The sequence below is a fragment of the Roseobacter ponti genome (assembly GCF_012932215.1).
In the GTDB taxonomy this organism is placed as follows: Bacteria; Pseudomonadota; Alphaproteobacteria; order Rhodobacterales; family Rhodobacteraceae; genus Roseobacter; species Roseobacter ponti.
In genome coordinates this window covers 496,843-512,875 of sequence record NZ_CP048788.1, presented here as the reverse complement: position 1 = coordinate 512,875, position 16,033 = coordinate 496,843, and the positions used below count along the sequence as shown (strand labels likewise).

17 protein-coding genes and 1 tRNA gene are annotated in these 16,033 nt (G+C 60.8%); 9 read left to right on the top strand and 9 right to left on the bottom strand.

Features of this window, described 5'->3' with window-relative positions:
* Positions 1-154 precede the first annotated feature (154 nt).
* From G3256_RS02470 to rbsK, 4 genes are read left to right on the top strand one after another with little or no spacing between them, the layout of a single operon-like run.
* Complete coding sequence (locus G3256_RS02470; RefSeq protein WP_169639333.1) at positions 155-1,192, top strand: ABC transporter ATP-binding protein; 1,038 nt, start codon at positions 155-157, stop codon at positions 1,190-1,192.
* Positions 1,193-1,195: 3 nt separating this feature from the next.
* A complete protein-coding gene (locus G3256_RS02465; protein WP_169639332.1) occupies positions 1,196-1,846 on the top strand; it encodes a GDSL-type esterase/lipase family protein in 651 nt (216 codons plus the stop codon).
* Positions 1,847-1,864: 18 nt separating this feature from the next.
* Positions 1,865-2,311 (top strand): RbsD/FucU family protein, encoded by a 447-nt coding sequence (locus tag G3256_RS02460; RefSeq protein WP_169639331.1) that lies wholly within the window; start codon positions 1,865-1,867, stop codon positions 2,309-2,311.
* A gap of 3 nt (positions 2,312-2,314) precedes the next feature.
* Complete coding sequence (gene rbsK, locus G3256_RS02455) at positions 2,315-3,217, top strand: ribokinase (protein WP_169639330.1); 903 nt, start codon at positions 2,315-2,317, stop codon at positions 3,215-3,217.
* A gap of 49 nt (positions 3,218-3,266) precedes the next feature.
* Here the strand turns inward: rbsK and G3256_RS02450 are convergent.
* The 3 genes from G3256_RS02450 to G3256_RS02440 all read right to left on the bottom strand — a co-directional run bounded on the left by G3256_RS02450 (position 3,267) and on the right by G3256_RS02440 (position 4,162).
* Positions 3,267-3,343 (bottom strand) — tRNA-Arg (locus tag G3256_RS02450).
* Between the two features lie 40 nt (positions 3,344-3,383).
* Positions 3,384-3,851, bottom strand: coding sequence for a GNAT family N-acetyltransferase (locus tag G3256_RS02445; RefSeq protein WP_169639329.1), 468 nt, complete (start codon positions 3,849-3,851; stop codon positions 3,384-3,386).
* Positions 3,851-4,162, bottom strand: coding sequence for an ETC complex I subunit (locus G3256_RS02440; protein WP_169639328.1), 312 nt, complete (start codon positions 4,160-4,162; stop codon positions 3,851-3,853). The genes G3256_RS02445 and G3256_RS02440 overlap by 1 nt, the downstream gene beginning before the upstream one ends.
* Before the next feature lie 241 nt (positions 4,163-4,403).
* Between G3256_RS02440 and radC the strand changes: the two genes are divergently transcribed.
* A complete protein-coding gene (gene radC, locus G3256_RS02435; protein ID WP_425501547.1) occupies positions 4,404-5,141 on the top strand; it encodes a RadC family protein in 738 nt (245 codons plus the stop codon).
* A gap of 8 nt (positions 5,142-5,149) precedes the next feature.
* Here the strand turns inward: radC and G3256_RS02430 are convergent, their stop codons facing one another.
* Positions 5,150-6,802, bottom strand: coding sequence for an adenylate/guanylate cyclase domain-containing protein (locus G3256_RS02430; RefSeq protein WP_169639327.1), 1,653 nt, complete (start codon positions 6,800-6,802; stop codon positions 5,150-5,152).
* A gap of 156 nt (positions 6,803-6,958) precedes the next feature.
* On the opposite strand from G3256_RS02430, the gene uvrB reads away from it, so the two are divergent.
* Positions 6,959-9,163: an excinuclease ABC subunit UvrB gene (gene uvrB / locus G3256_RS02425; RefSeq protein ID WP_169639326.1), complete on the top strand. Its 2,205-nt coding sequence runs from the start codon at positions 6,959-6,961 to the stop codon at positions 9,161-9,163.
* Positions 9,164-9,246: 83 nt separating this feature from the next.
* Here uvrB and G3256_RS02420 read toward each other — a convergent pair whose 3' ends face one another.
* Positions 9,247-9,543, bottom strand: a complete 297-nt coding sequence (locus tag G3256_RS02420; protein WP_169639325.1) for a hypothetical protein — start codon at positions 9,541-9,543, stop codon at positions 9,247-9,249.
* Positions 9,544-9,702: 159 nt separating this feature from the next.
* On the opposite strand from G3256_RS02420, the gene G3256_RS02415 reads away from it, so the two are divergent.
* Both G3256_RS02415 and G3256_RS02410 read left to right on the top strand, forming a co-directional pair.
* Positions 9,703-10,128, top strand: a complete 426-nt coding sequence (locus G3256_RS02415; RefSeq protein WP_169639324.1) for a hypothetical protein — start codon at positions 9,703-9,705, stop codon at positions 10,126-10,128.
* A 169-nt stretch (positions 10,129-10,297) separates the two neighbouring features.
* Positions 10,298-10,969, top strand: a complete 672-nt coding sequence (locus G3256_RS02410; RefSeq protein WP_169639323.1) for a hypothetical protein — start codon at positions 10,298-10,300, stop codon at positions 10,967-10,969.
* Positions 10,970-11,055: 86 nt separating this feature from the next.
* On the opposite strand, the gene G3256_RS02405 is transcribed toward G3256_RS02410, so the two are convergent.
* Together G3256_RS02405 and G3256_RS02400 are read right to left on the bottom strand one after the other, a co-directional pair.
* The gene (locus G3256_RS02405; RefSeq protein ID WP_169639322.1) at positions 11,056-11,457 is read right to left on the bottom strand and encodes a DUF4864 domain-containing protein; all 402 of its coding nucleotides are present in this window, start codon (positions 11,455-11,457) and stop codon (positions 11,056-11,058) included.
* Positions 11,458-11,517: 60 nt separating this feature from the next.
* Positions 11,518-13,101: a lysine--tRNA ligase gene (locus tag G3256_RS02400; RefSeq protein ID WP_169639321.1), complete on the bottom strand. Its 1,584-nt coding sequence runs from the start codon at positions 13,099-13,101 to the stop codon at positions 11,518-11,520.
* A gap of 120 nt (positions 13,102-13,221) precedes the next feature.
* Here G3256_RS02400 and G3256_RS02395 point away from each other — a divergent pair, with 120 nt between their 5' ends.
* Complete coding sequence (locus tag G3256_RS02395) at positions 13,222-13,644, top strand: tellurite resistance TerB family protein (RefSeq protein WP_169639320.1); 423 nt, start codon at positions 13,222-13,224, stop codon at positions 13,642-13,644.
* An 18-nt stretch (positions 13,645-13,662) separates the two neighbouring features.
* On the opposite strand, the gene G3256_RS02390 is transcribed toward G3256_RS02395, so the two are convergent.
* Both G3256_RS02390 and dacB read right to left on the bottom strand, forming a co-directional pair.
* Complete coding sequence (locus G3256_RS02390; RefSeq protein ID WP_169639319.1) at positions 13,663-14,466, bottom strand: hypothetical protein; 804 nt, start codon at positions 14,464-14,466, stop codon at positions 13,663-13,665.
* A gap of 56 nt (positions 14,467-14,522) precedes the next feature.
* Positions 14,523-16,019, bottom strand: a complete 1,497-nt coding sequence (dacB, locus tag G3256_RS02385) for a D-alanyl-D-alanine carboxypeptidase/D-alanyl-D-alanine endopeptidase (RefSeq protein WP_169639318.1) — start codon at positions 16,017-16,019, stop codon at positions 14,523-14,525.
* Positions 16,020-16,033 lie beyond the last annotated feature (14 nt).

Sequence of the window (16,033 nt, the reverse complement as noted above, 5' to 3'; positions counted from 1 at the left end):
ATTGTTATCTTTGGCGACAGCCAGAGCCGGTAGTTCCCCCCGCAGAGCCCCGAGTATGGTCGAGATTCGAAATGTGTCAACAAAAGCCGCATGAGCCGTGGACAGCCAGATTTCCCTTCTCTAGCATCGCGATGAGATCGGGAGCGGGGGGCTCATGTCAGACGTCAGAATTACGGATATCCGGAAATCATACGGATCTGTCGAAGTCATTCATGGCCTCAATGTGGACATCGCAGACGGCGAGTTCGTGGCCCTCGTCGGGCCGTCGGGCTGCGGGAAATCCACGCTGCTGCGGATGATCGCCGGGCTTGAGCCAATCAACAGCGGCACGATCTCCATCGGCGAGCGCGTGGTCAACAATCTGCCCCCTGCCGAGCGCGATATCGCGATGGTGTTTCAGACCTATGCGCTTTATCCGCACAAATCCGTGGCCGAGAATATGGGCTTTGCGCTGAAGGTCGCGAAAACCAGCAGGGCGGAAATCGACCGGCGTGTAAAAGAGGCAGCCGAGATCCTCAGCCTCACCGAATATCTCGACCGCAAACCGCGACATCTCTCCGGCGGACAGCGCCAGCGTGTGGCCATGGGGCGCGCGATTGTGCGCGACCCGCAGGTGTTTCTCTTTGACGAGCCGCTGTCGAACCTGGATGCCAAGCTGCGCATCCAGATGCGCACCGAAATCAAGGAGTTGCATCAGCGGCTGAAGACAACCACCGTCTTCGTCACTCATGATCAGATCGAGGCGATGACGCTTGCCGACCGCATCGTGGTTATGCAGGGCGGCCGCATCGAACAGGTGGGCACGCCGCTCGATCTCTATGACAATCCGGCCAATGAGTTTGTGGCGACTTTCATCGGAGCGCCTTCGATGAACCTGCTGCCTGCGACGCTTAATGCAGGCCGTCTGCAGATCGGGGATCACAGTTTTGCAGGCCCGTCCGGTAGCGGTGATGTCAGGCTTGGCGTGCGCCCCGAACATCTGATCCTGCGCGACGACGGGCTGCCGATGGAGGTGAAGGTCGTCGAGCCCACCGGCTCCGAGACCATGGTATTCCTGAACCACAAGGGCCAGGACGTCACGGCCGTGTTCCGTGAACGCCACGCCTTTGCGCCTGGCAGCACTATCCACCTGACCCCGGACCCGGACCACATCCACTGCTTTGACGCCGGTACAGGCGCAAGGCTGATCTGAACGATGAGCCTCCGCACCGTCCTTTGCTTTGGCGACAGCAACACCCATGGCACCCGGGCGATGCGGTGGGCGACGGACCGGCGCCGGCATGACCGCAAAGACCGCTGGACAAGTGTGATGGCAAAGGCGCTCGGCCCCGGCTGGGAAGTCATTCCCGAGGGTCATCCCGGACGCACAGCGGTTTTCGACGATCCGGTCGAGGGAGCGCACAAAAACGGGCTGCGCGTTCTGCAGGCACTGCTTGAAACCCATCGCCCGCTCGATCTGGTAATCGTGATGCTTGGCACCAATGATCTCAAAGCGCGCTTTGGTGTCTCCGCGCATGACATATCGCTGGGCCTGCAACGGATGGTGCAGGAGATCCGCCGGTCTGACTGTGGCCCCGACGGCGCGCCTCCTGCCGTGCTGCTCGCCGCCCCTGTGCAGGTGCTGGAAACCGGGATCTTCATCGACACTTTCGCCGGGGCGGCCGCGAAATCCGCCGCCCTGCCTGACCTCCTGCGCGCGGTGGCAGAGGCCGGTCAGGCAGGCTTTGCCGATATGAATGACGCAGCCGCGGTTGACCCGGTGGACGGCGTGCACCTCGATGCCACCGCCCATGCTGCCATCGGTGCCGCCATGGCCCGCGCTGTGACACAGACCTTCGCTCCATAACCGGAAAGGACCCGACCTATGCTTAAAGGACTTGATCCCCTGCTGAACGCCGACGTTCTCTATGCCCTGCGCGCCATGGGGCACGGGGATGATCTGATCATCGCAGATACGAACTTTCCCTCCGACAGCGTTGCCCGCGACACCGTTCTGGGCCACGTGCTGCGCATCGACCGGCCCGCTGCCGAGGTCGTCAGGGCCGTGCTCTCGGTCTATCCGATCGACACGTTCGTAGATGATGCCGCCGCCCGCATGGAGGTGGTCGATGAACCCGACACGATTCTGCCTGTAATGGACGAGGTGCAGGGTGAAGTGACAGCAGCCGGTGGCCCCGCAATGATGAGCATTGAACGCTTTGCCTTTTATGACCGCTCCAGACAGGCATATGCGGTCATCCAGACCGGGGAGCGGCGGTTCTACGGATGTTTTGCTTTGCGAAAGGGCGTTGTTCCGCCGGACGGGAGTTAAGGGATGGGAACCGTTGTGATCCTCGGCGTTTTCGTCGCCGATACCGCCTATCGCGCCGACCGCATGCCGCGCATGGGCGAGACGGTTATGGGCAATTCCTTTGCCCTTGGTCCGGGGGGTAAAGGCTCCAACCAGGCCGTTGCCTGCGCACGGATCGGGGCCCAGACGCATATGATCTCGCGTCTGGGCCAGGACGATTTCGGCAAACTCGCGCTCGACACCTGGGCGGAGGCCGGGGTGATCGCCCATGTGCAGCAAACCACAGAAAGCTACACCGGGGCCGCTTATATCTTCATCGAAGAGACCAGCGGCGACAATGCCATCATTATCGCGCCCGGTGCTGCGGCGCTGATCTCGGAGCAGGACATCGAAGACCACGCAGAGCTGATCCGCAGCGCGGATGTCTTTGTCACGCAGCTGGAACAGCCAATGGAGGCTGCGGTGCGGGGCCTTGAGATTGCCCGCGCCGCCGGAGTGACAACGGTGCTGAACCCCGCCCCCGCCACCACCCTGCCCGACGGCATGCTGGCGCTCTGCGATTACGTAACGCCCAACGAGACCGAATGTGAAGCCCTGACCGGCGTTGCCGTTCAGACGTCCGGTGATGCGCAAAAAGCCTGCGACGTGCTGATTGCCCTCGGGGTGAGCCGACCGATCATCACGATGGGAGAACAGGGGGCGTATCTCAGCGGCCATGGCCTGGTGCCCGCCGTGCGCGCCGGCGACGTAGTGGAAACCACAGGTGCCGGTGACGCTTTCAACGGCGCTTTCGCCGCGGCACTGGCCGAAGGGCTGACCCCGGAGCGCGCGGTGCAGATCGGGTGTGCAACGGCCGGCATCTCCGTCACCCGCAAGGGTACAGCACCCGCCATGCCAACCCGGACGGAGGTCGATGCCCTGCTCTGACCTCTGCTGAGGCCGCCATTCTCAACAGAATGTGCATGTCGTGAAAAACTGGCGATCCCTGAAGGACTCGAACCCTCAACCTGCTGATTAGAAGTCAGCTGCTCTATCCAGTTGAGCTAAGGGACCGCTTCCCCCTCATGCCGCAGCCGGCGCCGTGGCGCAAGTCTCAGATCCTGCGGGTCATGAAAACACTCAGCGGGTCGCTTACATATTCGCCGAAAGGCGGACATTCCCGGAACCCTTCGGAATGATACAACCGGCGCGCTGCCGCGTGTTCCTCGCCTGCCCCGGTCTCAAGGTTCAGCACAGTTATGCCGGCGGAACGCGCCTCGCTGATCATTCCGCGCAAAAGGTGCCTGGCCAGCCCCTGACCCCGCCGTTCCTGAGCGGTATGCATGGATTTCAGCTCACCATGGGCCATCTCGCCGCTACCCGTTTTGCGGATCGCCCCGACGGCCACAACCTCATCCGCATCCCGCAGGCCATACAAAGTGATATCAGGCGCGTTCAGCGCGTCGCCGGGCAGGACATGGCAGCTTTCGGGAGGGCTCTGGGACCGCATCAGCTCGAAGTGACGCGTCAGCAGCTGTGCAACATCCGGTTCATCCGCGCGAACGCGAACGATCGCGGTCATCAGTGCGTCCAGGCGCCGCGACGACCGGTTGCGAAATTCTCGCCATAGCCGCCTGGCCGGATATTGGGCTTGCGCTTTTTGGGCTCCTGCACTTCGGCGGAGATCCCGTTTTCGCGCGCATATTCCACGGCGGCTTCTTTGGTTTTGAAGCGCATGCGGACCTGGCTCTGTGTATCGTCAGAGGATGTCCACCCCATCAGCGGGTCAACCTCACGCGCAGAGGCCTGAGCAAAGTCCAGAACCCATGTATGGGTTTTGGCCATGCCCGATGACATGGCGGTTTTTGCTGGCTGATAAATGCGTGCGCGCATGACAAAGCTCTCCTGTCTACCGGGCACATCATACCGGGTATCGCGATACCGGGGCAAGATGCCTTTTGCGGCAGATTTGTCGCATAAGACCCTGAGCGGTTCCGCGTTAACCTTTCGCTAACCATCCCGTTTCACACTCGCCTGCGGGCCGTGAACAGGAGAAGGGACGAGGGTCGTGACAAACAGAAGCAGCGGATTTTCCGAAGAAGCCCTGCGCGGGTTGCAGGATCTGGACCAGCGCATCCCGGCCTGGGCAGAAACAAAGCCGCTCGCACAGGGTGAATTTGCCACCCGGGGCGGCGGGCCCTCGCCACATTATACAGGGCACCGGCAGCGGCTGCGCACCCGGTTTCTCAGCGGCGGCCATGCGCCGATGCCGGAATACGAGCTGCTGGAACTGCTCCTGTGCAATGCGATCGAACGGATTGACGTCAAACCGCTTGCCAAAAAACTTCTGGAAACCTTCGGCGACCTCAACGGCGTGGTGGCAGCATCCGAGCACCGCCTGCTGCAGGTACGCGGTACAACGCGTAAAGTGTTTTTTCAGCTGCGCCTCGTCGAGGCGTTTGCTCAGCGGATGGCCCAGGCACGGGTGCTGCAGCGCTGCGTACTCTCCTGCTGGGACGACCTTATTGACTACTGCCGCACTTCAATGGCGCACCGCGACACAGAACAATTCCGTATCCTTTTTCTCGACAATAAGAACGTCGTGATCGCTGATGAGGAGCAGGCACGCGGCACCATCAACCATGTGCCGGTTTATCCCCGCGAAGTCGTCAAACGCGCCCTGGAGCTCAATGCGGCGGCCCTGATTCTGGTACACAACCACCCCTCCGGCGATCCCTCACCCAGCAATGCCGACATAGAGATGACCGATAACATCGTGCTGGCCTGCCAGGCAATCGATACCAGGGTGCATGATCACGTGATCATCGGCAAAAATGCCGAAAGCTCTTTCCGGACCCTCGGATTGCTGTGACCCCGGCCTCAGCCCGGGCGCGACTCGCGGGCCAGTGCCTGCACCAGATCCTGATGCGGCTCCGGCACCAGGGGAGCGCGGGCGCAGATCGACGGCGCGGGAACAAGACCGTCGGCGCGGGCGCGATACCTTCCTGCTGTTTCATCGTCACCCGCAGCCCGGGCTGCGTGGGACACCATTGCATGCAGCACCCGGTCACCCGGCCGGACATCAGCAGCCCGGCGCGCGAGGGTCATCGCCTCCCCGGCCCGACCGTCACAGTAAAGTGCCACAGCGTTCAGAAACAGCCGGTTTGGCAACAGCGGATTTTGTGACTGGTTCTGAAACACTTCAAACTGCCTGGCCGCACCCGCGCAGTCTCCTTCGGCCATCAGGATATGGCCTTCCAGTTCATGCGCCTCGGTATAGGCGGGATTGTTGCGCCGCGAACTCTCCAGATCCGCACGTGCGCCGCGGATATCATCGGTGCAGATCACCCGGAATATCCCGCGTGCCCAGAACACATAATCACTGCCCGGGTTCTGCTCGATCGCGTGATCCAGCCCGCGCGCCAGTTCTTCACTGAGGTCTTGCGGAACCTGCTCATAGCGCGCGGCAGCCAGCATGACTTCCGCCTCTGCCAGCATGGCAAGCGCCACACCATCCCCCGGGTTCAGCTGCAGCGCGCGACGCATCAGATTGCGACCGTGTATCCAGCTCTCATAGGATACCCTGTAAAAGAGTTGTGCCGCGCGGGAGCGCAGTTCGGACACGCTCAGCGCTTCATCAGGGATATGCGCAAGCCGGTCACCATCAAAGGCGTTTGTCTGCAGCCGCAGGTCTGATTCCGCACGTTCCAGCACCCCGTCGCAGAAATCGAAAATATCCGCTGTGCTGCGGTCATAGCTTTCTGACCAGACGGGCCGGCCATCCGATCGCAGGACAAGAGTGAGGCTGAGCCTGCCGCGGTCCCCGGCGACCCGGAGCCTGCTGCGCAGATCATAGGTCGCGTCTCCCACGTCGCGGGCGAGGGCGTCATAGACAACAATCCCGGTCCGCCGCGACAGACGCACAAAGAGCTGTTCGCGCAGATCACCGGCAATGGCGGCTGTGTCGGCATCCCGGGGCGCGTGTTCTATGGCAGCCACAGCGATTGAAGTCGCCTCTCCGGTGTTTGCAGAAGTCTGATCAGCGGGGCGCCACTGATAAAGCCGCACCGGTGCGGAGATGTTTTTCAGGCGGAAGACACCGGCTTCTTTCAGCGCCCCGGCCGCCGCCCCTGAAAGCTGACGATAGACATCCTCGGAAACCATGACACCGCCCGGCGGGGTCTCGGCCTGAATCCGCTCCGCGATATTGATCCCGCTGCCGTAAATATCCTCATCATCCTGTACGATATCGCCGATATGACATCCGACGCGCAGCTGCACGCCCGGGACGCTCAGAAGTGCTTTCTGCGCCTGCATCGCTCCGTCCACGCAGGCTGCGACTGAGGCAAAGGCGATAATCCAGCCATCTCCAAGCCGCTTGAGCACCTCGCCGCCATGCGCTGAAATGACCGGCTCGAACGTATCCGACCGCAGCGCGCGCACGATCCGCACCGTGCCCGCCTGATCGGCTTCCATCATGGCGGAAAAACCCACGATGTCCGCAAACATGATAACCGCCAACCGGCTCTGCATGATATCGTCCGTGTTCCAGTCTGTGCCTGACCTTAGGGCATCACGTATTGCAAAGAAACTCCGGCCGGTACTGTCAGTTTCTGACAGCTGTGCGCCGGGGGCTCTTGAACGCGCGGCAAAACGTGACACCTTAGAGACAACCCCCACGGAGAGCATATGCCCTACGCCCAGACCGATTCTTCGGAAGCCCCGGCCGTCATGGCCAACCCCGCGCCTGATGTCCGCAGCCGGCCAAAGCTGGAAGGCGGCCGAAAGTTCGTGCTCAAAACGGAATTTGAGCCGGCCGGCGACCAGCCCACCGCGATCACCGAGCTTTCCGATGGCCTCGTGTCAGGAGAACGCGACCAGGTTCTGCTCGGCGCGACCGGCACCGGCAAAACCTTTACCATGGCGAAGGTCATCGAAAAAACCCAGCGCCCGGCGATCATTCTGGCGCCGAACAAGACGCTTGCAGCCCAGCTTTACGGTGAATTCAAAGGGTTCTTTCCGGACAATGCGGTCGAGTACTTCGTGTCCTACTACGACTATTATCAGCCCGAAGCCTATGTCGCGCGGTCCGATACATATATCGAGAAAGAGAGCCAGATCAACGAACAGATCGACCGGATGCGCCACTCCGCCACCCGTGCTCTGCTTGAACGCGATGATGTGATCATCGTGGCCTCGGTGTCGTGCATCTACGGTATCGGATCGGTAGAAACCTACGGCGCGATGACCCAGGATCTGAAGGTCGGCTCAAGCTACGACCAGCGCCAGGTGATGGCCGATCTGGTCGCCCAGCAGTACCGCCGGAACGATCAGGCATTCCAGCGCGGCTCTTTTCGGGTGCGCGGCGACAGTCTCGAGATTTTTCCTGCTCACCTCGAAGACCGTGCCTGGCGGTTGTCCTTTTTTGGCGAGGAACTGGAAAGCATCACCGAGTTCGACCCGCTGACCGGCGAAAAGACAGACACTTTCGACCAGATCCGGGTCTACGCGAATTCGCACTATGTCACGCCCAAACCGACGATGCAGCAGGCCGTCATCGGCATCAAAAAAGAGCTGCGCATCCGGCTCGATCAGCTGGTGAAAGACGGCAAACTGCTTGAAGCGCAGCGTCTGGAACAACGCACCAACTTCGACCTGGAGATGCTGGAAGCGACCGGTGTCTGTAACGGGATCGAAAACTATTCGCGCTATCTCACGGGCCGTGCACCGGGAGAACCACCTCCCACGCTTTTTGAGTTCATCCCCGACCATGCGATTGTTTTTGCGGATGAATCTCACGTCTCAGTGCCGCAGATCGGTGGCATGTACAAAGGCGACTACCGGCGCAAATTCACACTGGCAGAGCACGGCTTCCGCCTGCCCTCCTGCATGGACAACCGCCCCCTCAAGTTTGAGGAATGGGATGCCATGCGCCCGCAGTCGGTCTTTGTCTCCGCTACCCCCGCTTCCTGGGAAATCGAACAGGCGGGTGGCGTCTTTACCGAACAGATCATCCGGCCCACCGGCCTCATTGACCCCGAAATTGAAATCCGTCCGGTCGAGATGCAGGTCGATGATCTGCTGGATGAGGTGCGCAAAGTTGCCGCTGACGGCTACCGCACGCTGGTGACGACGCTCACAAAACGCATGGCTGAGGACCTGACCGAATACATGCACGAACAGGGCATCCGTGTGCGCTATATGCACAGCGATATCGACACGATCGAGCGCATCGAGATCCTGCGGGATCTGCGCCTCGGGGCATTTGACGTTCTGATCGGGATCAACCTGCTGCGAGAAGGGCTCGACATTCCCGAATGTGGCCTCGTGGCCATTCTCGACGCGGATAAAGAGGGCTTTCTGCGTTCGGAAACCTCGCTCATCCAGACTGTCGGCCGTGCTGCGCGTAACGCCGACGGCCGCGTGATCATGTACGCCGACCGCATAACCGGCTCGATGGAACGGGCGATCGGAGAAACGGACAGACGCCGCGCCAGACAGCTCGCCTATAACGAAGAGCACGGGATCACACCGCAAACCGTGAAAAAGAACGTCGAGGATATTCTCGCCGGGCTCTACAAAGGCGACGTGGATATGAACCGCGTGACGGCAAAGGTCGACAATCCGATGGCCGGCGGCAACCTGCAGGCCGTGCTGGATGGATTGCGCACCGACATGCGCAAAGCTGCTGAAAACCTCGAATTCGAGGAAGCCGCACGCCTGCGCGACGAGGTCAAGCGTCTGGAAGCGGTCGATCTTGCCATTGCGGACGATCCTATGGCCAGACAGCAGGCGGTCGACAAAGCCGTCGATGATGCGCAAAAAGCCTCCGGGCGCAGTACGATGGGCCGGGGGGGTATGCGCGGAGGCGTTAAACGCAAACGACGCGGATAAGGCATCTTACAGAATGACAAAGGCCTCCCCGGTAACCGGAGAGGCCTTAAGTGCTGTCTGACAGGGCCATTCAGGCCGCAGTCTTAGTTAGAAGCGATCTGATCATCTTCTTCAGGCGGTGTGATTTCGATGCCGGGCACGGAGACCTCGGCCTGATCCACAGAGACATCAACGTCCGGTACGGGCACGGTTGCGGTCTCTTCGGTCACAGTGACTGAGCCCACTTCGGCGTCAAACTCGGGCAGGTTGCCACCTTCGACGCTGACGTCAACGTCGGGCAGGCTGGCCTCTTCGGTCTGATCGATGTCCACCATATAGGCTGCTGCAGCAAGGCCGAGTACGACGACAACGCCGCCAAGAATAAGAGCTGTATTTTTCATGTCGTTTCCTTCCGTATTCTGGTTTGCTCGGCTCGTTCCTTTGCAGGGCTGCCGGGCTGTTGCGGGGTAAACCACTGCACCAGCACAGAAGTTCCAAAAAAAAGTCGGCTCCCGAACGGCATGTGGCTGGGACGCGCCGGTGCGCTATCTGATTTCGGTATGACCAGATTGCTGATCTTCCTTATGACCGCCTCACCCGCTGCCGCCTGGGAGTTTACACCGGGCCTTCCCTGCGTGCTTCGTCACGCCAGCGACACCGCTGCGATTGAGCTCACGTATGATCCGACCCAACCGCTTTACACGGTGACCGTCTCACAATCTGCGCCCTTCGACAGCGCGCCGCTCTTCTCGATGTCCTTTGAAGGCGACCGGCCGCTTCAGATTTCCACCAACCGGCATATGCCATCGCGGGACGGTCTGTCGGTCACAGTCGCCGATCGCGGGTTCGGGAATGTGCTCAACGGACTGCAGTACAATGAACGGGTGACCGCTACGTTCGGGACGGCGGACGTGAGTTTCTCGCTGGCCGGTGCGGCACCAGCGGTTGCCGCTTTCCGCGACTGCAGAGCCGAAGCCGGCGTCTGAGCAGTTTTGCAGCCTGCAAGCAGGCGGGTCCGGCGCGCCGCCCCGCGACCCGGTGAACGGGGGGCTCCTGACGCATGCCGCAACATCGTCACCCGTACACGCTGCACCCTGCCTCCCGTAACCATTTGTTAACCATCGTTAACCATGATGTACGGCGGGAAGGATACCAATGCAGACAGCTCTGACGGCATCTCTGCTCTGCCTGCTGACTGCTGCACCGGCCGCAGCAGGCCCGTGGCTGCGCGAAAAGGGCAGCGGTTTCGCCTCGGCCTCGGGTACTGTCACACAAAGCAGGGATACCTCCGGCAGCATTTATGCTGAGTATGGCCTCACCGACAGCATTAACCTCGGGCTCGACCTCAGTTTTGGTCTCGACCGAACCGGGGCTGCTGACGGCGCCGGCGTGGTTTTTCTGCGCTTCCCGCTCGGGTCCACCGACGGGATACACCGCTTTGCCTGGCACGCTGGGCTGGGCGGGCGGTACACCGGTTTGGATTTGTCTCCCGCGGTTGAAGTCGGGCTAAGCTGGGGGCGCGGGGTCCCCTGGGGTGAACGCTGGGGCTGGGCCACAGTGGAAAGCAGCGTCAATTTCGCCAGCGCGCCGGCCGCGACACGGATCAAGATCGACGGCACATTCGGCATGGGCTTTACGCCACAGATCAAAGCGATGCTACAGATGTTCAATACATTCGAGGACGGCGAATATTATGCGCAGCTGGCCCCCTCAGTGCTCATCCTGCCGCGCCCGGACAGCGCAACGACCCTACAGTTCGGGCTCGAATATCCGGTTGCCGGCGGCGGTGATACTCGCCTCAAACTTGGTCTCTGGCGCGAATTCTGAGCTTCAGGCGCCCGCACGCTCAGCCCTGCACCAGCAGGTCGGAGCGGACATGACATACGGCGTCAGCCGTTCAGCCTGGATGAGATTCAGACGTTCATCTGCGCGCTGTCGAGGATCTGCACACCGTTGATCCGCCACCCGTCTGCGGTCTGCAGCATCCGGTAATCCAGAAGATGCACCACGCCTTTCTGGTCGGTGATCATCACCTTTTGCCAGAACGCTCCGCCTTCTTCGCGCAGTTCAAGAAAACGCACCTCAGAAAAGCGCCAGACCATCGGATAGCCCGTGACGACCATCCGCTGAAAATTCTCCGGCGACTGGAAAAGCCGCTGCAGGCCGGGGCTGGCAAAGGTGAACGCTTCCTCAAAATCATCCGCGCTGAGTGCCGTCAGCTGGCGATCAATGACCGCTTCAATGTCCGCAGGCTCTGAGAGGGCAGGAAAGGCCATCAGTGCCGTTGTGATCAGTCCGATAAGTGCCGCGCGCATGTCATCTCTCCTCATCCCTGCCCGTCAAGGATAAGTCACGAGAGCCGCGCGGCAAGAGTTTCAGCTGTGATCCGCGAGTTCGCCGCTCAGTGCAGCGTCAATCAGCGCCACCGTTTCGGCCACACCGTAAAGTGCGATAAATCCGCCGAACCGCGGCCCCTGGCTCGCCCCGAGCAGCACTTCATAAAGCGCCGTAAACCACGACCGCAAGGGATCAAACCGCTCACGACCACAGGCATAAACAACTGACTGAAGCGCCTCATCCTCCACGGGTCCCTCCCAGGCGCTGAGCTTATCACGCAGATCGGTCAGGGCTTCACGCTCAAGGTCTGTCGGCGCACGGTAGACTTTCTGCGGTTTCACGAAATCGGTGTAATAACGCAGGGCGTGGCCCACAGCGGCATCCATATCCGGGTTCTTTTCCGCATTGGTTTCAGGCGCATAGCGCTGGATAAAGCCCCAGAGCTGTGACTTGTCCTCGGCCCCCGAAACGCTGGCAAGATTAAGTAGCATCGAGAAAGGCACCACCATATCAGAGGTCGGTACATTGCCGCCATGAATGTGCCAGACCGGGTTGTTCAGCTGTTGAACTATATCCTGTCCGGGAAAGGCGCGCAGCTGCTGATGGTATTCATCAACGGCTTTCGGGATCACGTCAAAATACATCCGCTTGGCGGTTTTCGGCTTGAGATACATGAAATACGACAGGCTTTCGGCACTCGCATATGTCAGCCATTCGTCAATGCTGACACCGTTGCCCGAGGTCTTGGAAATTTTCTGACCATTCTCATCCAGAAAGAGCTCATAGGTGAAATGCTCCGGCGCGCGATGTCCGAGGATGCGGCAGATCTTGTCGTAAATCGGCGTATTGGTGGAGTGATCCTTGCCATACATCTCGAAATCGACGCCCAGGGCCGCCCAGCGGGCGCCGAAATCCGGTTTCCACTGCAGCTTCACATTACCACCCGTGACCGGCAGCGTCATTTCTGTGCCGTCCTCATCGTCAAAAGTAATCGTGCCGTCAGCCGCGTTCACTTCCTTCATCGGCACATACATCACGCGCCCTGTATCCGGATGAATTGGCAGGAAGATCGAATAGGTCTGACGCCGCTCCTCGCGCAGCGATTTCAGCATGACCTCCATGATCTCATCATACTTCTGCGTCGCGCGCAGCAGGATCTCGTCGAACTGCCCGGTGTTATAGAACTCGGTGGCAGAGATGAATTCATACTCAAACCCGAAGGTGTCCAGGAATCGCCGCAGCATGGCATTATTGTGATGCCCGAAGCTTTCATGCGTGCCGAAAGGGTCCGGCACCGACGTCAGCGGCCGCTGCAGATGCCCGGCAAGGCTTTCGGGGTTCGGCACATTGCCCGGGACCTTACGCATCCCGTCCAGATCATCCGAAAAACAGATCAGACGCGTTGGAATATCAGAAATTTCCTGAAACGCCCGCATCACCATACTGGTGCGCGCGACCTCGCCGAATGTACCGATATGCGGCAGGCCGCTGGGGCCATACCCGGTTTCAAAGATCACATAGCCCTTTTCCGGCGGTGCCTTTTCATAGCGTTTGAGCACCCGGCGCGCTTCTTCGAAAGGCCAAGCTTTACTGGTCATTGCGGCGTCACGGGACTGGGACATTTTCGGCTCCGGGTTCGGGTTCTGCGCCCTCTGCGCAGGGTTTCGCCCGTCCCTATTGCGTTGCCCCTCCGGCGTCAATAAATTGCGCGCAACAGTCAGCCCAGTGAAAGCACCCAGCCCGTGAATGATAACCCCGCCCATGCTTTCAGCCCGCAGGACAGTCTCGTGGCGCTGATGATCGCGATCTCAGCCTCCGACGAGGACATCCGCACGACCGAGCTGGTTAAAATCGAAACCGCGGTGGAGACACTGCCTATCTTTGCCGATTACGATGATGACCGCCTGACGGTGGTGAGCCAGGTGGTCTTTGATCTTTTCGAGCAGGAAGACGGGCTCGATGCGCTTTTTGGTCTGATCCGCGACAGCCTGCCTGAACGGCTCTTTGAGACCGCCTATGCACTGGCCTGCGATGTGGCCGCTGCCGACGGCACCCTTGAAGAAACAGAGCTGCGGCTGCTTGAAGAAATCCGCTATGAGCTCTCCCTTGACAGGCTGGCGGCGGCGGCAATTGAACGCGGAGCCCGCGCGCGCCACCTGACCTGAAAAGCGCGGCGCCGGCTCTCAGCCCGCGCGTTCTGAGGGATGGTGTGCCGCTTTGAGCCGTCGGATGGCAGGCGTAAGAGGCCAGAGCAACAGCCGCCCGGCTGACGTCAGAACCGGGCGCGCGCGCCGCATCATACGTCGCGCATAATCGTCGGCTTCTTTTTCCTGTTCAGCAACCTGCCCGCCTTCGGAGTGGCCACAGACGTGGTGTCCGATCTCATGATAAAATGTGAATTCGGCGCTCAGCTTTTCAAACCACAGGCGCAGGCCACGCTGTGGCCTGACCGGCCATGTCAGCACGATACCCGAAAAGAACATATTGTAGCGTCCGAGATAATCGAGATGCGCGGCGCGGCCGATCACATCGATCCGGGTGATCCCGTCAAGGGCCAGCCCGCGTGTCCTGCTCCACCTGCTCAGGTTGGTCTGCACCATCGCCGGCGCGGCGATGTCCTTTGAGATGTAAACCGGCACACCGTCGCCGATATGACAGGCAGGTGTCTCACCGACACGCTGTGCGACAACCTCCAACGTGCGTCGGTGCAACGGGTTCAGACGGCGTTTGCGCAGCGTCCCGACCACGCTTTCAAAAGCCTCAGGATCCAGCGTATCCAGCAGCGCCAGCAGCACACCGAAATACGGCCCCGACGGCCCGCGTGGCGGCTGTTCCCAGACCTCAGAGGCCAGTTTCGCAATCACCTGACCCGTCGCAGGCGCCCTGGCGCTCAACAGCTCACCCCATGCGGAGCGCACGGTTTCCACGTGATTGGTGGAGATGCCTCTGAGCAGGCGGTCGACAGGGGGTATGGCGTATTTCGTCACACGCACAGCCTGACAGAGATTTCAGGCAAAACTTTGACCGCAGCCCCGCGCCGGCGCTATCCCGGACTGCTGAACTGCGCCCCCCAGCTCATGATCAGCTGTCGTTGCAGACGCCGCGAGCGCGACGCCCATGTCCGGGCCCCCTGCGGGCGTTCGCGTGCTTCGCGCGGAATGGTCGCGCGGATACCCTCATCCGCACTGAAATAAGCAAAAACCAGCTCCCGCCCGCCCGGAGCAGTCACATATCCCGCAAGTCCTGAAACAAAATTCAGCGTGCCGGTCTTGGCATCGGCTTTCACAGGGTGATTATTGATCGTCCGCCCCTGAGCATCGAGAAGCTTCACCGGCTTCAGCAGTGGTCTGAGCAACGAGGCATGTTTCACAGCACAAAGACCCAGCACCATATCGCGCGCAGATACGCGGCTGGCACTGCCAAGCCCTGAATGATCGGCAAAAGCCGGCATGCGCATCCCAAGCTCTTCGCGCGCCCAGTCGTTCATCTCTGCTGCGGACGCAGCGAGGCTTTCCGCCTGCCCCCTGCGCGCCTGTGTGGCGGCAAGCCCCACCATCTCAGCTACCAGATTATTGGAGTATTTCAGCATCGCCTGCAGGATATCGCTGAGTGGAGCGCTCTCGATCCGGGCAATTGTCCGGCCTTCCGGCAGGCTGCGCGACACGGCGGGCGCCTTCAGTACGATACCGTTCGAGCGCGCCAGTGTTGCAAAGACTTCACCAGCGTACAGACCCGGTTTGCGCACCGGCAGCCACCGCGCGCCCTCACGGCCCAGCGCACTGCGCGCCACGGTCCACAGATCACGGTTCATGCTGTCTTCATAGGTATAGACCGGCGCGCGGCGGTCGCGCACCCGCATCTGTGCCACATCCACATCGGGGCGGTATTTCCCCGCACGAGCATCCATTGTGACCGCGTATTCACCCGACACCCGTTTCCATTCGAAATGCACGCGGTTGAAGTTGAGCGCGATACCCGAAACGGCAGGGTTATAGCCGAGGTGATCAGGCTGGCCGGGATCAATCGAGGGCAGTGAGGCAACCGGCCCCTCGTGCACGATGAACCCTCCACGGACTTCCCGGATGCCGGTCTCTTTGAGACGCAGGGCAAGAGCGGCAAGATCACTGGTATCCATCAGAGGGTCACACCCGCCGGCCAGTATCAGATGACCGTCAAGAACCCCGTCTTTGATCTCGCCTGCCGCAATAATTCTGGTGGTAAACCGATGCTCTGCACCAAGGGTATCCAGCGCATAAAGCGCTGTGATGGCTTTGGTCACGCTGGCCGGTGCAAGGGCGGTATCGGGCATATGAGCATCAAGAAATTCACCCGTCTTTGCGTCCGCCACAGCCCAGACCACATCGCCGCTGATCCGGGCCTTTTCCAGCAGGCGACCGGCTTCCGGCGGGCGCGGCACGCCGCGCAGAACCGGACGCGGCGAGGTCAGAAGGCCTTCCGCACGGGCAGAGAACCCAAGGCCTGCCGCAGCCCCGGTCAGAAACAGCCTGCGGGTGAGATCTGGTCGGTGAAATCTGCTCATGGGCGCAGGGTAAC

Bases quoted from the DNA above. Each gene is read 5' to 3' on its own strand.
- G3256_RS02470 (WP_169639333.1), top strand. From the start codon at position 155: ATGTCAGACGTCAGAATTACGGATATCCGGAAATCATACGGATCTGTC.
- G3256_RS02465 (WP_169639332.1), top strand. From the start codon at position 1,196: ATGAGCCTCCGCACCGTCCTTTGCTTTGGCGACAGCAACACCCATGGC.
- G3256_RS02460 (WP_169639331.1), top strand. From the start codon at position 1,865: ATGCTTAAAGGACTTGATCCCCTGCTGAACGCCGACGTTCTCTATGCC.
- rbsK (WP_169639330.1), top strand. From the start codon at position 2,315: ATGGGAACCGTTGTGATCCTCGGCGTTTTCGTCGCCGATACCGCCTAT.
- G3256_RS02445 (WP_169639329.1), bottom strand. From the start codon at position 3,851: ATGACCGCGATCGTTCGCGTTCGCGCGGATGAACCGGATGTTGCACAG.
- G3256_RS02440 (WP_169639328.1), bottom strand. From the start codon at position 4,162: ATGCGCGCACGCATTTATCAGCCAGCAAAAACCGCCATGTCATCGGGC.
- G3256_RS02430 (WP_169639327.1), bottom strand. From the start codon at position 6,802: ATGCAGAGCCGGTTGGCGGTTATCATGTTTGCGGACATCGTGGGTTTT.
- uvrB (WP_169639326.1), top strand. From the start codon at position 6,959: ATGCCCTACGCCCAGACCGATTCTTCGGAAGCCCCGGCCGTCATGGCC.
- G3256_RS02420 (WP_169639325.1), bottom strand. From the start codon at position 9,543: ATGAAAAATACAGCTCTTATTCTTGGCGGCGTTGTCGTCGTACTCGGC.
- G3256_RS02415 (WP_169639324.1), top strand. From the start codon at position 9,703: ATGACCAGATTGCTGATCTTCCTTATGACCGCCTCACCCGCTGCCGCC.
- G3256_RS02410 (WP_169639323.1), top strand. From the start codon at position 10,298: ATGCAGACAGCTCTGACGGCATCTCTGCTCTGCCTGCTGACTGCTGCA.
- G3256_RS02405 (WP_169639322.1), bottom strand. From the start codon at position 11,457: ATGCGCGCGGCACTTATCGGACTGATCACAACGGCACTGATGGCCTTT.
- G3256_RS02400 (WP_169639321.1), bottom strand. From the start codon at position 13,101: ATGTCCCAGTCCCGTGACGCCGCAATGACCAGTAAAGCTTGGCCTTTC.
- dacB (WP_169639318.1), bottom strand. From the start codon at position 16,019: ATGAGCAGATTTCACCGACCAGATCTCACCCGCAGGCTGTTTCTGACC.